Source organism: Streptomyces lavendulae subsp. lavendulae (genome assembly GCF_002803845.1).
Lineage (GTDB): Bacteria > Actinomycetota > Actinomycetes > Streptomycetales > Streptomycetaceae > Streptomyces > Streptomyces lavendulae.
Window position 1 is genome coordinate 7,829,785 of record NZ_CP024985.1, and the last position, 13,776, is coordinate 7,843,560.

12 protein-coding genes are annotated in these 13,776 nt (G+C 73.3%); 5 read left to right on the top strand and 7 right to left on the bottom strand.

What is annotated here, in order from left to right:
* Positions 1-8: 8 nt before the first annotated feature.
* Both SLAV_RS35080 and SLAV_RS35085 read right to left on the bottom strand, forming a co-directional pair.
* Positions 9-2,897, bottom strand: a complete 2,889-nt coding sequence (locus tag SLAV_RS35080; protein ID WP_030230074.1) for an ATP-binding protein — start codon at positions 2,895-2,897, stop codon at positions 9-11.
* 25 nt (positions 2,898-2,922) lie between these two features.
* Positions 2,923-3,687, bottom strand: coding sequence for an SDR family oxidoreductase (locus tag SLAV_RS35085; RefSeq protein ID WP_030230076.1), 765 nt, complete (start codon positions 3,685-3,687; stop codon positions 2,923-2,925).
* Between the two features lie 290 nt (positions 3,688-3,977).
* Here SLAV_RS35085 and SLAV_RS35090 point away from each other — a divergent pair, with 290 nt between their 5' ends.
* On the top strand, positions 3,978-4,925 hold the full coding sequence (locus tag SLAV_RS35090; protein ID WP_030230078.1) for a nucleoside hydrolase: 948 nt from the start codon (positions 3,978-3,980) through the stop codon (positions 4,923-4,925).
* Positions 4,926-5,068: 143 nt separating this feature from the next.
* On the opposite strand, the gene SLAV_RS35095 is transcribed toward SLAV_RS35090, so the two are convergent.
* On the bottom strand, positions 5,069-5,890 hold the full coding sequence (locus tag SLAV_RS35095; protein WP_051840996.1) for a helix-turn-helix transcriptional regulator: 822 nt from the start codon (positions 5,888-5,890) through the stop codon (positions 5,069-5,071).
* 143 nt (positions 5,891-6,033) lie between these two features.
* Here SLAV_RS35095 and SLAV_RS35100 point away from each other — a divergent pair, with 143 nt between their 5' ends.
* The gene (locus SLAV_RS35100) at positions 6,034-7,446 is read left to right on the top strand and encodes an MFS transporter (RefSeq protein ID WP_030230081.1); all 1,413 of its coding nucleotides are present in this window, start codon (positions 6,034-6,036) and stop codon (positions 7,444-7,446) included.
* A gap of 79 nt (positions 7,447-7,525) precedes the next feature.
* Here SLAV_RS35100 and SLAV_RS35105 read toward each other — a convergent pair whose 3' ends face one another.
* Positions 7,526-8,098: a TetR/AcrR family transcriptional regulator gene (locus SLAV_RS35105; protein WP_030230083.1), complete on the bottom strand. Its 573-nt coding sequence runs from the start codon at positions 8,096-8,098 to the stop codon at positions 7,526-7,528.
* Between the two features lie 134 nt (positions 8,099-8,232).
* On the opposite strand from SLAV_RS35105, the gene SLAV_RS35110 reads away from it, so the two are divergent.
* Complete coding sequence (locus tag SLAV_RS35110; protein ID WP_030230085.1) at positions 8,233-8,970, top strand: SDR family oxidoreductase; 738 nt, start codon at positions 8,233-8,235, stop codon at positions 8,968-8,970.
* Positions 8,971-8,986: 16 nt separating this feature from the next.
* Here the strand turns inward: SLAV_RS35110 and SLAV_RS35115 are convergent, their stop codons facing one another.
* Entirely contained in the window at positions 8,987-10,099 is a 1,113-nt protein-coding gene (locus SLAV_RS35115) for an alpha/beta hydrolase (RefSeq protein WP_030230087.1), read from the bottom strand.
* A gap of 201 nt (positions 10,100-10,300) precedes the next feature.
* On the opposite strand from SLAV_RS35115, the gene lpdA reads away from it, so the two are divergent.
* Both lpdA and SLAV_RS35125 read left to right on the top strand, forming a co-directional pair.
* Positions 10,301-11,704 carry a dihydrolipoyl dehydrogenase gene (gene lpdA, locus SLAV_RS35120; RefSeq protein WP_030230089.1) on the top strand — a complete coding sequence of 468 codons (1,404 nt, stop codon included), beginning with the start codon at positions 10,301-10,303 and terminating at the stop codon, positions 11,702-11,704.
* 45 nt (positions 11,705-11,749) lie between these two features.
* Entirely contained in the window at positions 11,750-12,337 is a 588-nt protein-coding gene (locus SLAV_RS35125; RefSeq protein ID WP_030230091.1) for a putative glycolipid-binding domain-containing protein, read from the top strand.
* A gap of 20 nt (positions 12,338-12,357) precedes the next feature.
* On the opposite strand, the gene SLAV_RS35130 is transcribed toward SLAV_RS35125, so the two are convergent.
* Both SLAV_RS35130 and SLAV_RS35135 read right to left on the bottom strand, forming a co-directional pair.
* On the bottom strand, positions 12,358-13,155 hold the full coding sequence (locus SLAV_RS35130; protein ID WP_030230093.1) for a maleylpyruvate isomerase family mycothiol-dependent enzyme: 798 nt from the start codon (positions 13,153-13,155) through the stop codon (positions 12,358-12,360).
* Between the two features lie 99 nt (positions 13,156-13,254).
* Positions 13,255-13,752, bottom strand: coding sequence for a GNAT family N-acetyltransferase (locus SLAV_RS35135; RefSeq protein ID WP_030230095.1), 498 nt, complete (start codon positions 13,750-13,752; stop codon positions 13,255-13,257).
* Positions 13,753-13,776: the final 24 nt, after the last annotated feature.

Sequence of the window (13,776 nt, forward strand, 5' to 3'; positions counted from 1 at the left end):
CCGGGCGCTCACATCCGGCTGACCGCCTCGGTGAGGGGCTCCGGCAGGCCCAGGACGCGCAGCGCCTCCCGGGTGTCGCGGCCGGTCAGCGTACGGGCGTAGTCGGCGGCCTCCCGGGCGCGGGCCCTGGCCGTGACCTCGTCGCCGCGCAGCCCGGCGACGCGGGAGAGGCCGGCGAGGATGCGGACCCGGTTGCCCGCGCTCTTGACCCAGTGCGGGTCGGCGCTTTCCAGGGCCTGGGCGTACAGGCCTTCCGCGCGGGCCGGATCGGCCTCCAGGAGGGCCATGTCACCGAGTCCGCGCAGGGCGGCCGCCAGGCCCGCGGGGCTGCCGGCGCTCCGGGCCAGGGCGGCCGCCCGCGCGTAGTCGGCCGCGGCGGCCACCGGGTCCTCGCCGACGACGTGGTCCCCCCGGTTGACCAGCAGGTCGGCGCCGTCCTCCAGGGCCCCGAGCTCCTGGGTCAGCGCGAGCGCCTCGTCGGTGAGGGCGACGGCCCCCGCGCGGTCCCCCCGCGCCCCCGCGAGGCCCGCGAGCACGTCCAGTGCCAGCGCCCTGCCCCACCGGTCACCCACCGCCCGGAACCCCTCCACGGCTTCCGCGAAGGCCGCTTCCGCGCCCGCGCCGTCCCCTTCGCCGAGGGGCCCGAACCCCGCCACGTAGCGGGCGGCCGCGCGTACCCACGGGTCCCCGCAGTCGCGTTGGGCCGAGACGAAGGCGAAGGCCTCACCGGGGTCGCTCTCGGTCGCGTTGCGCATCATCCACGACAGCAGCACCACCGGGTAGCGGCCCGGCCGGTCGCCCGGCCAGGCGGCGGCGAGCTCCCGCCCGGCCCGCGCGCGGTGGCGGCGCCACACGGCCGCGCCGCCGTCCCCGGCGGCGGCCAGCAGCACGCAGACCGCGTACTCCTCGCCGAACCCCTCCGGCACCGCCGTGCCGACGCCCTCCAGCAACGCGGCCGCATGCGGGGACACGGAGGCCCGGACACCGCGGATCCACAGGGAGGAGGAAGCCGAGGCGAGGAGTTCCAGGCCCGTCTCCCAGCGGCCCGCTTCGACGGTCCAGGCCAGCGCCGCGAGCAGGTTCCCGTGCTCGGCCGCCAGCGCCGCCAGTCGGCGCAGCTGGTCACTGCCCCGGGTGTCCGGATCGGCCGACCGCACCAGGTCCAGGAGGAGCAGGGCATGGACCCCCCGTACGTCCTCCTCCTCGCCCGCCGCCTCCAGTTGCTCGGCCCCGTACGCGCGGATCGTCTCCAGCATCCGGTAGCGGCCGCCCGCGACCTCCAGCAGCGATTTGTCGATCAGGGACTCCAGCGTCTCCCCGTCCGCCCCGCAGACCCGCAGGGCCGCATCGGGGGCCGCGCCCCCGGCGAAGACAGTGAACCGCCGCGCGGCACGCCGCTCGGACTCGGTGAGCAGCTCCCAGCTCCAGGCGACCATCGCCCGCAGGGTCCGGTGCCGCTCCTCGGCGCTGCGGTTGCCGCGGGCGGCGCCGATGCCGAGCCGGTCGTCCAGCCGGCCCGCCAGGTCCTCCGGATCCAGCGTGCGCAGCCGCGCCGCCGCGAGCTCGATGGCAAGCGGCAGGTGGTCGAGGGCCGCGCAGATCCGGCCGACCGTCTCCGGGGCGGGCGCCGGCCCCCGCCGCACCGCCGCGGCCCGGTCGGTGAACAGGCGGGCGGCCGCCGCGTCGTCCAGCGGCCGTACCGGCCAGAGGTTCTCCCCGGTGACGGCGAGCGGCTCGCGGCTGGTGGCGAGCACGCGCAGCCGCGGACAGGCGGCCAGCAGCCGGCCCGCCAGCAGGGCGGCCCCGTCGACGAGGTGCTCGCAGTTGTCCAGGACGAGCAGCAGCGCCCGGTCGGACAGGGCCATGACCAGGCGCTCCACGGGCGTCTGCCCGGTGGGCCCCAGTTGCAGCCCGCTCTCGCGCAGGCCGAGTGCCCCCAGCACCGCCTGCGCCGGATCGGCTCCCGCGCGCAGCTGGGCGAGCTCGACGAAGCACACCTCGTCACCGCCGCCCGCCGCGACCTCCACCGAAAGCCGGGTCTTGCCGACCCCGCCGGGGCCTATGAGGGTGACCAGCCGGGCCGCCCGCAGGAGGGCGGTCACCTCCTCGACCTCCGCGGCGCGCCCGACGAAGGAGGTCAGCTGGGCCGGGGGAGCGGCGGGGGCCGACGAAGGGCCCGCGCTCAGCAACTCCCTGTGCAGCGCGGCCAGATCGGCCGACGGGTCCGAGCCGAGCTCGTCCGCCAGGTGCCGGCGGGTCTCCTCGAAGACGACCAGCGCCTCGCCCTGCCCGCCCTCGGCGGCCAGGGCCCGGATCAGCAGTCCCGCCAGCCTCTCCCGCAGCGGATGACGGCCCACCAGCTCGCGCAGCTCGGCCGCGACCGCCCGGTGCCCGCCGAGTCGCAGCTCGGCCTCGATGCGGTCCTCCAGGGCGGCGAGGCGCCCCTCCTCCAGCCGTGCGGCGGCGGCCCCGGCCGTCCGGCTCTCGGCGAGGTCGGCCAGCGCCGGCCCCCGCCACAGGTCCAGCGCCTCGCGCAGGAGCGGGACCGCCCGCGCGGCGTCGCCGGCGCCGAGCGCCTCCCGTCCCTCCTGGGCCAGCCGCTCGAACCGGCAGGCGTCCACGTCGTCCTGATCGAACGTCACCCGGTATCCGGCTCCGGCGCGCTCGATCGCCGCCGGGCCCAGGGCCGCCCGCAGCCGGGACACCTGGGAGTGCAGCGCGTGCGTGGACGTCGCCCCGTGCGGGGCGATCTCCTCGGCCAGCCGGTCGGCGGAGACGACCTCCCCGGGCCGCACCAACAACAGGGTCAGCAGCGCCCGCCGGGCCGGCCCTCCCAGGGCGACCTCGGTGCCGTCGTCGTGCCGTGCCAGAGTCTCGCCCAGGATGGAGAACCGCATGCGGGCGATTATCCATCAGCGGAGATCATCCCAAGGGGCCGAGGTAGGTCCCGCCGGAGACGTCCACGGTCTGCCCGGTCACCCACCGCCCGTGCGGACCCGCCAGGAATCCGACCACGTCGGCCACGTCCTCGGGCTCACCGAGCCGTCCGAGCGCGGTGATCGACTCCAGTGCGGCCACCACCTCGGGGATGGCGGTGTACCCGGCCGTCATGTCGGTGCGCACCGCGCCCGGCGCCACCGTGTTCACCGTGATCCCGCGCCGGCCCAGCTCGTTGGCCAACGAGGGCGCCATGGCCTCGATCGCCGCCTTGGTGATGGTGTAGCCGATCTGGGTGGTCACGGCGAACCGGCTGGCCGTCGAACCCATGTTGATGATGCGTCCGCCGTCGTTGAGCAGCGGCAGCGCCCGCTGGATCACGAAGAACGGCGTGACCACGTTGACGGTGAGCAGGTTCGCCAGCTCTTCCAGGCCGAGCGTGTCGACCGAACTCCCCGAGCTCATGCCCGCGTTGTTGATCAGGATGTCCAGGCCGCGCCCGGCCAGCCCCTCGGTCAGTCCGTCGAACAGCCGCCCCACGGCGTCGGATTCGCCGAACCGCGCCCGTACGAGGAACCCCTGCCCGCCCGCCTCCTCGATCAGGGCCAGCGTCTGCCGGGCGGCTGCCTCGTTGCCGCCGTAGTGGACGGCGACCAGGGCACCCTCGGCGGCCAGCCGCAGCGCGATCGCCCGCCCGATGCCCCGGGATCCGCCCGTCACCAGTGCCGTCCTGCCGTCCAGCATGCCCATGGTCCGCTCCCTCGTCCGGTGGCCGGGTCTCGGTCGATCCGGCGACGAGGACGACCTTGGCGGGACGCGCTCACCGCCCGCTCACCGCCCGCTCACCCTCCCCGCCGCCACGGGCCGTGACCGGGGCAGCGGTGCGCACACCGCTCCGGGGCGCCCGGGGAACAACCACATCCGGCCGACCCGGCCGACCGGGTCGGGGCGCCGCGCGTTTTGGCTCGGATTGAGCGGCCGCCCCGCCCCTTCGACGGCAGACTGGGCAGGTCAGCAGCCCCGTACGAGGAGGACCGCCCGTGCCCGTCCCGATCATCATCGACTGCGACCCCGGGCACGACGACGCCCTCGCGATCATGCTGGCGGCCGCCGACCCCGCGATCGACCTGCTCGCCATCACCACGGTCGCCGGCAACCAGACGCTGGAGAAGACCACCCTCAACGCCCGCCGCGTGTGCACCATCGCCGGGATCACCGACGTGCCCGTCGCCGCCGGGTGCGCACGGCCGCTGCTCCAGCCGCTGGCCGTCGCCGACGACGTGCACGGCGCGTCGGGCCTGGACGGACCGCGCTTCCCCGAGCCCACGGTCGACGTGGTGCCCGAGCACGCGGTCGAGCTCATCCACCGCATCCTGCTCGAACACCCCGAACCCGTCACCCTGGTGCCGACGGCCCCGCTGACCAACATCGCCCTGCTGCTGACGCGCCACCCCGACAGCGCCGCCCGGATCCGCGAGATCGTGCTCATGGGCGGGTCCACCGAACGGGGCAACCGCACCCCGGCGGCCGAGTTCAACATCATGACCGATCCGGAGGCCGCCGACATCGTCTTCCGCAGCGGCGTCCCGCTGACCATGTGCGGGCTCAACGTCACCCACCAGGCCCTCGCCACCCCCGAGATCCGGGCCCGCTTCGACGGCCTGGGCACCGAACTCGGCCAGGTCTGCTCGGAGCTGCTGGCCTTCTTCGCCTCCACGTACAGCCGCCTGTGGGGCATGCCCCACCCGCCGCTCCACGACCCCGTGGCGGTGGCCCGTGTCATCGACCCGGCGATCGTCGACGTCGTGGACGCGAACGTCACGGTCGAACTGCACGGCCGCTACACGCGCGGCGCCACGGTCGTGGACCTCCACCGCTATCTGGACCGCCCCGTCAACGCCCGGGTCGCCGTACGGCTGGACACCGAATGGTTCTGGGACCGCATGGTCACCGCCGTCGAAGTCCTCGGCTCCCGGCGCACCACCTAGGCCCGGCGTACGCGCCCCGGATCAACGGCTGGGGGCCCGGCGCCGCCCGTCGGGACGGGCGGAGCTGCCGGCTCCCGGCCGGAGGCCTCCACCATGGCGCCCCCCCCCGCGGCCACGGACGCCCGGCAGCGGGCCGACGGAACTCACCCGGCGACCGGGTACATCAGGCCGCGCCGCCCTTCCGGCGAGGTCAGCCACTCCAGCTTCTCGGCGGTTTCGGTGCCCGGCAGCGGTGTGTGCAGCACGATCGCCAGGTCGGGGCGGGCGGGAACGCGCAGCTGGGTCGACTCCACTTCGAGCGTGCCGACGACGGGATGCTCGATGCGCTTGTGCAGCAGACCGCCCGGCCGGACGTCCCGTTCCTTCCACAACTCGGCGAACCGCGGGCTCAGTTCCCGGGCCTCCTCCACGACCGCCCGGAACCCCTCGTCCTGCGGGTGCTCCGAGCAGGCGGCCCGGAACTGCGCCACCACCTCCCGGGCTATCTCCTCCCACTGCGCGGCGCGGGACCGGTGGATGGGGTCCGTGAAGAAGGCGATCAGGCAGTTCTGCACGATCTCGGGGCGCATTCCGAAGACCAGGGCGGCGGAGTCGTTGTACATCACCGTGTTCCAGTACACGTCCATGATGTGCGCCGGGAACGGCATCCAGGCGTCGATCAGCCGCTTCAGACCGTGGCACATGTCCCGGTCGCCCGGCTCGACTTCGAGGGCCGGCGGATTGAGCCCGGCCAGCACGTACAGGTGCCGGCGCTCGGCGCTGGTCAGTTTCAGGACCCGGCTCACCGAGTCCAGGACCTGCGCGGACACCGTGATGTCACGGCCCTGCTCCAGCCACTGGTACCAGGACACCCCGACCCCCGCCAGCACCGCGACCTCCTCCCGGCGCAGCCCCGGGGTGCGGCGCCGGACCCCGCCGTCCGGCAGGCCAGCCTCCGCGGGCGAGATCCGCGCGCGCCGGTTCATCAGGAACGCGCGCAGTTCGCTCCGGCGGTGCTCGTCGATCGGCGTGGCCACGTGGAATTCCCCCTGTCGGCTGCCTGGTGGTGGCAACAACAGGATAAGTTCCCGCTCTTCACGGGCATTCCCGGGCGGCGAAGGTGGTGCCCATGACGATCGACACACAGACGGCGGTCACCGGACCGCACACGGTGGCGCCCGAGGGCCACCGGCTCACCGGACGGGCCCGGCTCGTCCTCTTCGTGCTCTGCGCCGCCCAGTTCATGGTGGCGCTGGACTTCTCCGTCCTGAACGTGGCCCTGCCCGTCCTCGGCGAGGACCTGGGCCTGAGCCGGTCCGCCCTCCAGTGGGCGGTCACCGCCTTCGCCCTGCCCTCCGGCGGCTTCCTGCTCCTCTTCGGCCGGATCGCCGACCTCTTCGGACGCAAGAGGCTCTTCCTGAGCGGCCTGGCGCTCTTCGGCGCGGCCTCGCTGCTCGCCACCCTCGCCTGGGACCCCGCCTCCTTCCTGACCGGACGCGCCCTCCAGGGGCTGGGCGCGGCGGTCGTCGTGCCGACCGGCATGTCCCTGCTGACCACGACCTTCCCCGAGGGCCCGCTGCGCGACAAGGCGCTCGGCATCTCCGGAACCCTGCTCTCCCTCGGCTTCACCGTCGGCATGGTGCTCGGCGGCGTCATGACCGACACCCTCGGCTGGCGCTCCACGATGGGCCTGCTCGCGGCAGCCGCCGTGATCGTTCTCTGCCTCGCCCCCCGCTTGCTGCCCGAGTCCCGCACCCCCGAGCGGCCGCGACTGGACGTACCGGGAGCCGTCACCGTCACCGGCGGGCTGCTCGCGCTGATCTACGCCCTGTCCACGGCCGCCGAGCGCGGCTTCGGCGGCACGGACGTCCTCGTCTCGCTGGTGGCCGGGATCCTGCTGCTCGCCGCGTTCGTGGTGGTGGAGTCGAAGGCGCCCGCGCCGCTGGTCTCGCTGCCGATGCTCAAGCGCCGCACGGTCGCCTGGGGCAACGTCGGCGGACTGGTGACCTTCTCGATGATGTCGACGGTCGTGTTCGTCCTGACGCTGTACCTCCAGGAGACCCTGCACCTGTCCTCGTTCCTGACGGGGCTGGTCTTCGGGGTCCAGGGCGTGGCCTCCGCCGTCGCCGGCTCGTACGCCCCCCGGTTCATCGGCCGCTTCGGCGCCCGGCGCACCCTGGTCGGCTCGCTGCTCGGCCAGGGCATTTTCACCGCCGCGCTGCTGGCCGTGGGCACGCAGTCGGGTGCCCTGGTCGCCGCCGTCGCCGTCTCGGTGGCGAGCATGTGCCACCTCGGCGCGATCATCTCCTACGGGATCATCGTGACCAGCGGTGTGCCGGACGCGCAGCAGGGGCTGGCCACCGGCCTGGTCACCACCACCCAGCAGGTCGGTCTGACCATCGGCATCCCGCTGCTCGGCGTCCTGGCCACCACGCGGACCTCGCTCTTCGACGGGGTCCGGACGGTGCTGGCGATCGACGCGGCCCTGGTGACGGTGGCGGCACTGCTGGTCGCCGTCGGCCTCGGCCGCCGTACGAGGTGATCAGGGAGCGTGCGCCCCGACCGGGACGGGTCCTGGCGGGTCCTCCGAGGGCCTCGTACGGGCATGTCGGCGCCGGGTCTCACGGACGGGTCTGCAGGCCGTCCAGGGTGAGGTCGAGAAGGCGCTCCGCCCGCTGCCGCCGTTCGGGGCCCGCCGAGGTGAGGGCGATGCCTTCGAGGGCGGTGGCGATGTCGGCGGGGCCGATGTCCGTGCGGATCGCCCCGGCGGCCGCGCAGGCGTCCATGAGGGTGCCCAGGGCGGCCTGGATCATCTCCCGGCTGTGGCCGTACGGACTGCTCCCCGTCTCTGCGATGGCGCGCAGGGCGTCGATCATGCCGTACTTGGCGGTGACGTAGTCCAGGAAGAGACGGGTCCAGGCGCGCAGGGCCGGCAGCGGCGGCTCCGTCGTCAGCAGGGCCGGGGCCGCGTCGCACAGCCGGGCCACCTCGTTGCGGTAGACCGCCTCGACCAGCGCCTCGCGGGTGGGGAAGTTCCGGTACAGCGTGGCACTGCCCACCCCCGCCTCCCTGGCGATGCGCTCCAGGTGGGCGTCGAGCCCCTCCGCCGCGAATACGCGCACCGCGGCCGCCAGGATCTTCTCCCGGTTGCGCCGTGCGTCGGCCCGCAACGGCCGTCGTGCTTCCTCGGGCATGAGCGCTCGTCGTCCCCTCTCCGGGTTGCCAAGTGGAGGCGCCCCCACTTAGCCTCCAGTCAAGTGGGGGCGTCCCCACTTCCATCGTGGGTCAGTGTACTGACCTGCGCGCACCCCTCAGGAAAGGACCGGCCATGTCGGGCATCAAGGGCAAGGTCATCGCACTCACGGGCGCCAGCAGCGGGATCGGGGAGGCGACGGCGGTCCATCTCGCCGAACGGGGGGCCCACCTGGTACTGGGAGCCCGGCGCAAGGACCGGCTCGACGCGGTGGTGGAAGCCATCACGGCCCGGGGCGGCTCGGCCGTCGGGGTCGTCGTCGACGTCAGGCGCCGCGAGGACCTCGCGCGCCTGACCGGTACGGCGGTCGAGCGCCACGGCCGGCTCGACGTCCTGGTCTCCAACGCGGGCACCATGGCGGTCTCGCCCTTCGACGAGCTGCGCCAGGACGACTGGGACGACATGGTCGCCACCCACATCACGGGCCTGCTCAACGGTATCGGGGCGGCGCTGCCCGTCTTCAGGAGCCAGCGCTCGGGTCACTTCGTCAACGTCGCCTCCACCGCCGCCTACGTCGTGAAGTCCCCCCAGGCCGTCTACGCGGCCACCAAGACGGCGGTGAAGGTGCTGACCGAAGGGCTGCGGCAGGAGTCCGGCCCCGATCTGCGCGTGACCCTCGTCTCGCCCGGCTTCACCCACACGGAAGGCGTGGGCAAGGGGGCGAGCCCCGAGACGGCGGCGGCGATGGTCCGGCAGCGCGACGAGATCGCCATGCCGCCTTCGGCCATCGCCTCCGCCATCGGTTACGCCATCGAGCAGCCCGACGGCGTCGACGTCAGCGAGATCGTCGTCCGTCCCACGGCGCAGGCCTGACGGCCGGAGCCGGGGGTCATCCGGCGTTGAGGCGGGCGCTGACCCACTCCAGGGACGGCGGGATCTCCCGCCGCCAGGTGTTGAAGTTGTGGCCGCCGTGGTCGAGGGTGATCGACGAGACGTGCGCGGGGGCCTTCACCTTCTGGATGAACTGCTGCGTCGGCTTGAGGTTCGGCTCGCCCTGCAGGGAGCTGGTGACCAGGAAGGAGGACTTCCCCTGCGGCAGGTGGTCCAGGCTCCACAGCAGGTCCGCCCGCTTCTCCTGCTCCTTGTTGCCGTGGAAGATGTCGCCCGAGTCCGCGTCGATCTCCGGCTTGTAGTCGGCCGACAGCCCGACCCCGGCGGCGTAGCGCTCGGGGTGCTCCAGGGCGATCTTCAGCGCGCAGTAGCCGCCGGTGGAGTCGCCCATGATGGCCCAGCTCGACGGCACGTTCTTCACCCGGTACGTGCCCGACACGGCCTGCGGGAGGTCGGTGGCGAAGTAGGTCTCGCTCTGGGGCCCGCCGGGGACGTCCACGCACTGGGTGTTGCGGGTGGGGATGACCGACGGCCGCATCATCACGAGGACCATCGGCTGCGTCTTCTTGTGCTTGGCCAGCTTCCAGGCCGTCTTCGGGTAGTCGAGTCCCTTGATCAGGTTCTCCGAGGTGCCCGGGAAGCCGGTGAGGACCACGGTCGCGGGGAACGTCTTGTGCTCGTTGCCCTTCTGGAAGTACTCGGGCGGCAGGTACACGTAGGCCGAGGTGGCGGTCTTGGCCCGCTGTCCCTGGATGGTCACCTTCTCGATCACGCCGCCCACGCGCGGCGTGGCGCCGCCGGGCACGTCGACCGGCTGCCGGCCGAGGATCTTCACGCCCGACGCGTCACCCTGCCCCGCGTCGAGGGCCGGCGGCGCCTGCGCGTGCCCGGCGAGCTCGGCCCACGATCCGTAGATCAGGAAGCTCCGGTTGGCCGCCAGTCCGATCGAGGCCACGAGCAGCAGCTGGAGCACCACGACCAGCGCGATCCGGCCGAACACCCGGCGGGGCCCGCCCTTCGCAAGCCGTGGCCACAGCCAGACCGTCAGGGCGAACAACAGGAGCGTGCACAGCAGGGCGAGCACGAGGGGGGCGCCACTCGTCAGCTTCATGGATCGGTGAGACCTTCTGTCGGCTATCGGTCAGGACCCGCGGGCCCGTCGGCCCGCGTCGGCGTGCCGAACAAAGAGAGGGGAGAGCGGGGCAAAAGGTTGCGAGCCTGGATGTGATCTTCGAACGCCCGCTCACGGAACCCGGCGTAACGTGGGCGTGAACTCACCTGCGCACGAGTTGTTATGGGAAGGAATACATCCATGCAGGAGCATTTCGACGTCGTCGTCCTCGGAGCCGGCCCCGGCGGTTACGTCGCCGCCATCCGCGCCGCTCAGCTGGGCCGCAGCGTCGCGGTCGTCGAGGAGAAGTACTGGGGCGGCGTCTGCCTGAACGTCGGCTGCATCCCCACCAAGGCGCTCCTGCGCAACGCCGAGCTGGCACACCTGTTCACCCACGAGGCCAAGACCTTCGGCATCAAGGTGGACGGCGAGGTGTCCTTCGACTACGGCGAGGCGTTCCGGCGCAGCCGCCGGGTCGCGGACGGCCGGGTCAAGGGCGTCCACTACCTGATGAAGAAGAACGGGATCACCGAGTTCGACGGCCGGGGCACCTTCCTCGACGACCGGACCCTGCGGATCGCCGAGGCGGGCGGCACCACCCGGGAGATCTCCTTCGGCGACTGCATCATCGCCACCGGCGCCACCCCGAAGCTGCTGCCCGGCACGCGGCGCAGCGAGCGCGTGGTCACCTACGAGGAGCAGATCCTCGCCGAGGACGTGCCGGGCTCCATCGTGATCGCGGGCGCCGGTGCCATCGGCATCGAGTTCGCGTACGTCCTGCACAACTACGGCGTGAAGGTCACCATCGTCGAGTTCCTGGACCGGATCGCCCCGCTGGAGGACGCGGACGTCTCCGCCGAACTGGCCAAGCAGTACCGCAAGCTGGGCATCGACGTCCTGACCTCGACCCGGGTCGAGTCGATCGACGAGTCGGGCCCGCAGGTACGGGTGACCGTCACCGGCGCCGACGGCGCGACGAAGGTGCTGGAGGCCGACAAGGTGCTCCAGGCCATCGGCTTCGCGCCGAACGTCACCGGCTACGGGCTGGAGGCCACCGGCGTACGCGTCACCGAGCGCGGCGCCATCGAGGTCGACGGCCGCTGCCGCACCTCGGTGCCGCACATCTACGCCATCGGTGACGTCACCGCCAAGCTGATGCTCGCGCACACCGCCGAGGCCATGGGCGTCGTCGCCGCCGAGACCATCGCGGACGCGGAGACGATGGAGCTGGACTACCCGATGATCCCGCGGGCGACCTACTGCCAGCCGCAGATCGCGAGCTTCGGCTGGACCGAGGCGCAGGCGAAGGAGAAGGGCTTCGACGTCCGCGTCGCCAAGTTCCCCTTCACCGCCAACGGCAAGGCGCACGGCCTCGGTGACACGGCCGGCTTCGTGAAGCTGATCAGCGACGCCACGCACGGCGAGATCATCGGCGCCCACCTGATCGGCCCCGACGTCACCGAACTCCTGCCGGAGCTGACGCTGGCGCAGCAGTGGGACCTGACGGTGCACGAGGTCGCGCGCAACGTCCACGCGCACCCGACCCTCGGCGAGGCGGTCAAGGAGGCCGTCCACGGACTGGCCGGCCACATGATCAACTTCTGAGTCCCGCCACGGGGCGGGAACCCGGCGCCGGTTAGGCTCGTTCCCATGAACGGGCACCACCTGGCACGCACCTGGGAAATCCTCCCCGGCGGGGGATACTCGACGGCTTGGGCCGGCCTCACGGACCGCTCCCTCACGGCACGGGGGCGGGCCGTGGGGCTGGAGCCCGAACCGTACTGGGTCACGTACGCCCTGGATACCGGCGACGCGTACGTGACCACGGCGCTGCGCGTCACGGTCGAGACCGGGGCCGGGCGCAGGACCCTGGACCTGCGCCACGACGCGGGCCGCTGGAGCGTCGACGGCGAGCACCGCCCCGACCTCGACGGCGCGCTCGACTGCGACCTGGGCCTGTGCCCGCTCACCAACACGATGCCGGTGCTCCGGCACGGCCTGCACCGGAGCCCGGCGGGCGGCGGGCACACCTTCCTGATGGCCTGGGTCTCGGTGCCCGGCCTGGAGGTCACCGCGAGCCGGCAGTCGTACACGCCCCTGGGCCCCGCCGGGCGGGGGGCGCGGATCCGGTACGAGTCCGGTGACTTCCGCAGCGACGTCGAGTTCGACGGGGACGGCCTGGTGCTGGACTATCCGGGGCTGGCCCGGGCCCTCCCGCAGGGCCCGGCGGGAGGGTAGCCGGTCCGGCCCGGTCCGCGTCAGAACGCCGAGTGGGCGAACCAGAGGTCGAGCAGGGCCGCGTTCCCGGCGCTCTCCACGCCCGGCGCGGTGCGCGGGGTGCGGCCGTAGAGGACCAGCAGCAGATCGGCGGCGGGCGCGCCGACGGTCGCGTCGGCCTCGGCTCCGGCCTCGTGGCCGTCCCCGGTCACGTCCCCGGTCCCGTCCGCGACGAGGCCGAAGCCGTCGGGCCGCAGGCGGACCAGCCACGAGCCGTCCGTGTCGGTGCACCGGAATCGGATCGTCTGGTCCGTTCCCCGCAGCTGGGCCACCCCGGGCGCGAACGGGGTGGCGTAGGGCAGGTTGACGAGGAACTCGTCGACGCCGTCCCGTGCGAGCGGGGCGTCGATCGAGGAAGCGAGCCCCAGGGCGCGCTCCGCGTCGACGCGGTGGACCAGGGTCTCGAACAGCATCCGGCGGATCCAGAACCGGGCGTGGCCGTCGGCTCCCCAGACCCACATGGGTGCGTCGGGGTCGGTCGCGGCGAACACCTCGGCCGCCGCGGCGCCGCCGGCGGCCAGCCAGTCGGCGTAGTCCTCCTCGCGCTCGGGAAGGCGCAGGTCCACGTCACGGCTCGTCGGGCGTTCCTGCACCTTCTTGAGCAGCAGTGCGGAGAACCAGCGGTGCACGCCCCCGCAGTGCCGGACCAGGTCGGCGAGGGTCCAGCCCGGACAGGTGGGCACGGGGGCCGTCAGATCGGCGCCGCGGACCAGGTCCACGAAGCGTGCGGTCTGCGCGGCGACGGCCGCCGCGTGATCGGGCTGCTCGGCTGTGCTCATCGGGTGTGGCCTTCCTGACCTGGGGGTTCGCCTCTTCCGGCACTCTTTCACAGGTGCCGGGAGGTGGGGACACAGGGGGCGTCAGGGGTGCGGCGGGTGTCAGCAGGCCCGTTCGTACTCGACCTGGTCGAGGGGGTTGCCGTCGCCGAAGTCGTGGGCGCGCGAGGCGCCGGTCTCGGTGAAGCCGCACTTGGCGTAGAAGCGGCGCGACTGCGGCGTCCCGCGCAGGGTCCACAGGTGCGTCCGGGCGAACCCGTTCTCGCGCAGCCGGGCCAGGGTCGCGTCCATCAGGGCGACGGCGACCCCGCTGCCCCAGCCGTCGGGGTGGCCGTAGACCGAGAAGATCTCGGCGAGGCCGGGCCGGCCGGGGGAGGGGGCGAAGAAGCTCAGGGCCAGCGGGCGGCCGTCGACCGAGGCGAGCAGAACCGTCTCGGCACCCCCGCCGACCCGCGCGTGCCAGCGGTGACGCCGGTCCTCCACCGCCCGTGCGGCGAAATCGGGGGCGAAGAGGGGGGCGTAGACGGCCTCCCAGGCCGCGGCGTGGATCTCACCGAGCACGGCACCGTCGGCCGGGCCCGCGCGACGAATCTCGATCATGCGGCGAGCCTACAACGCAACGGG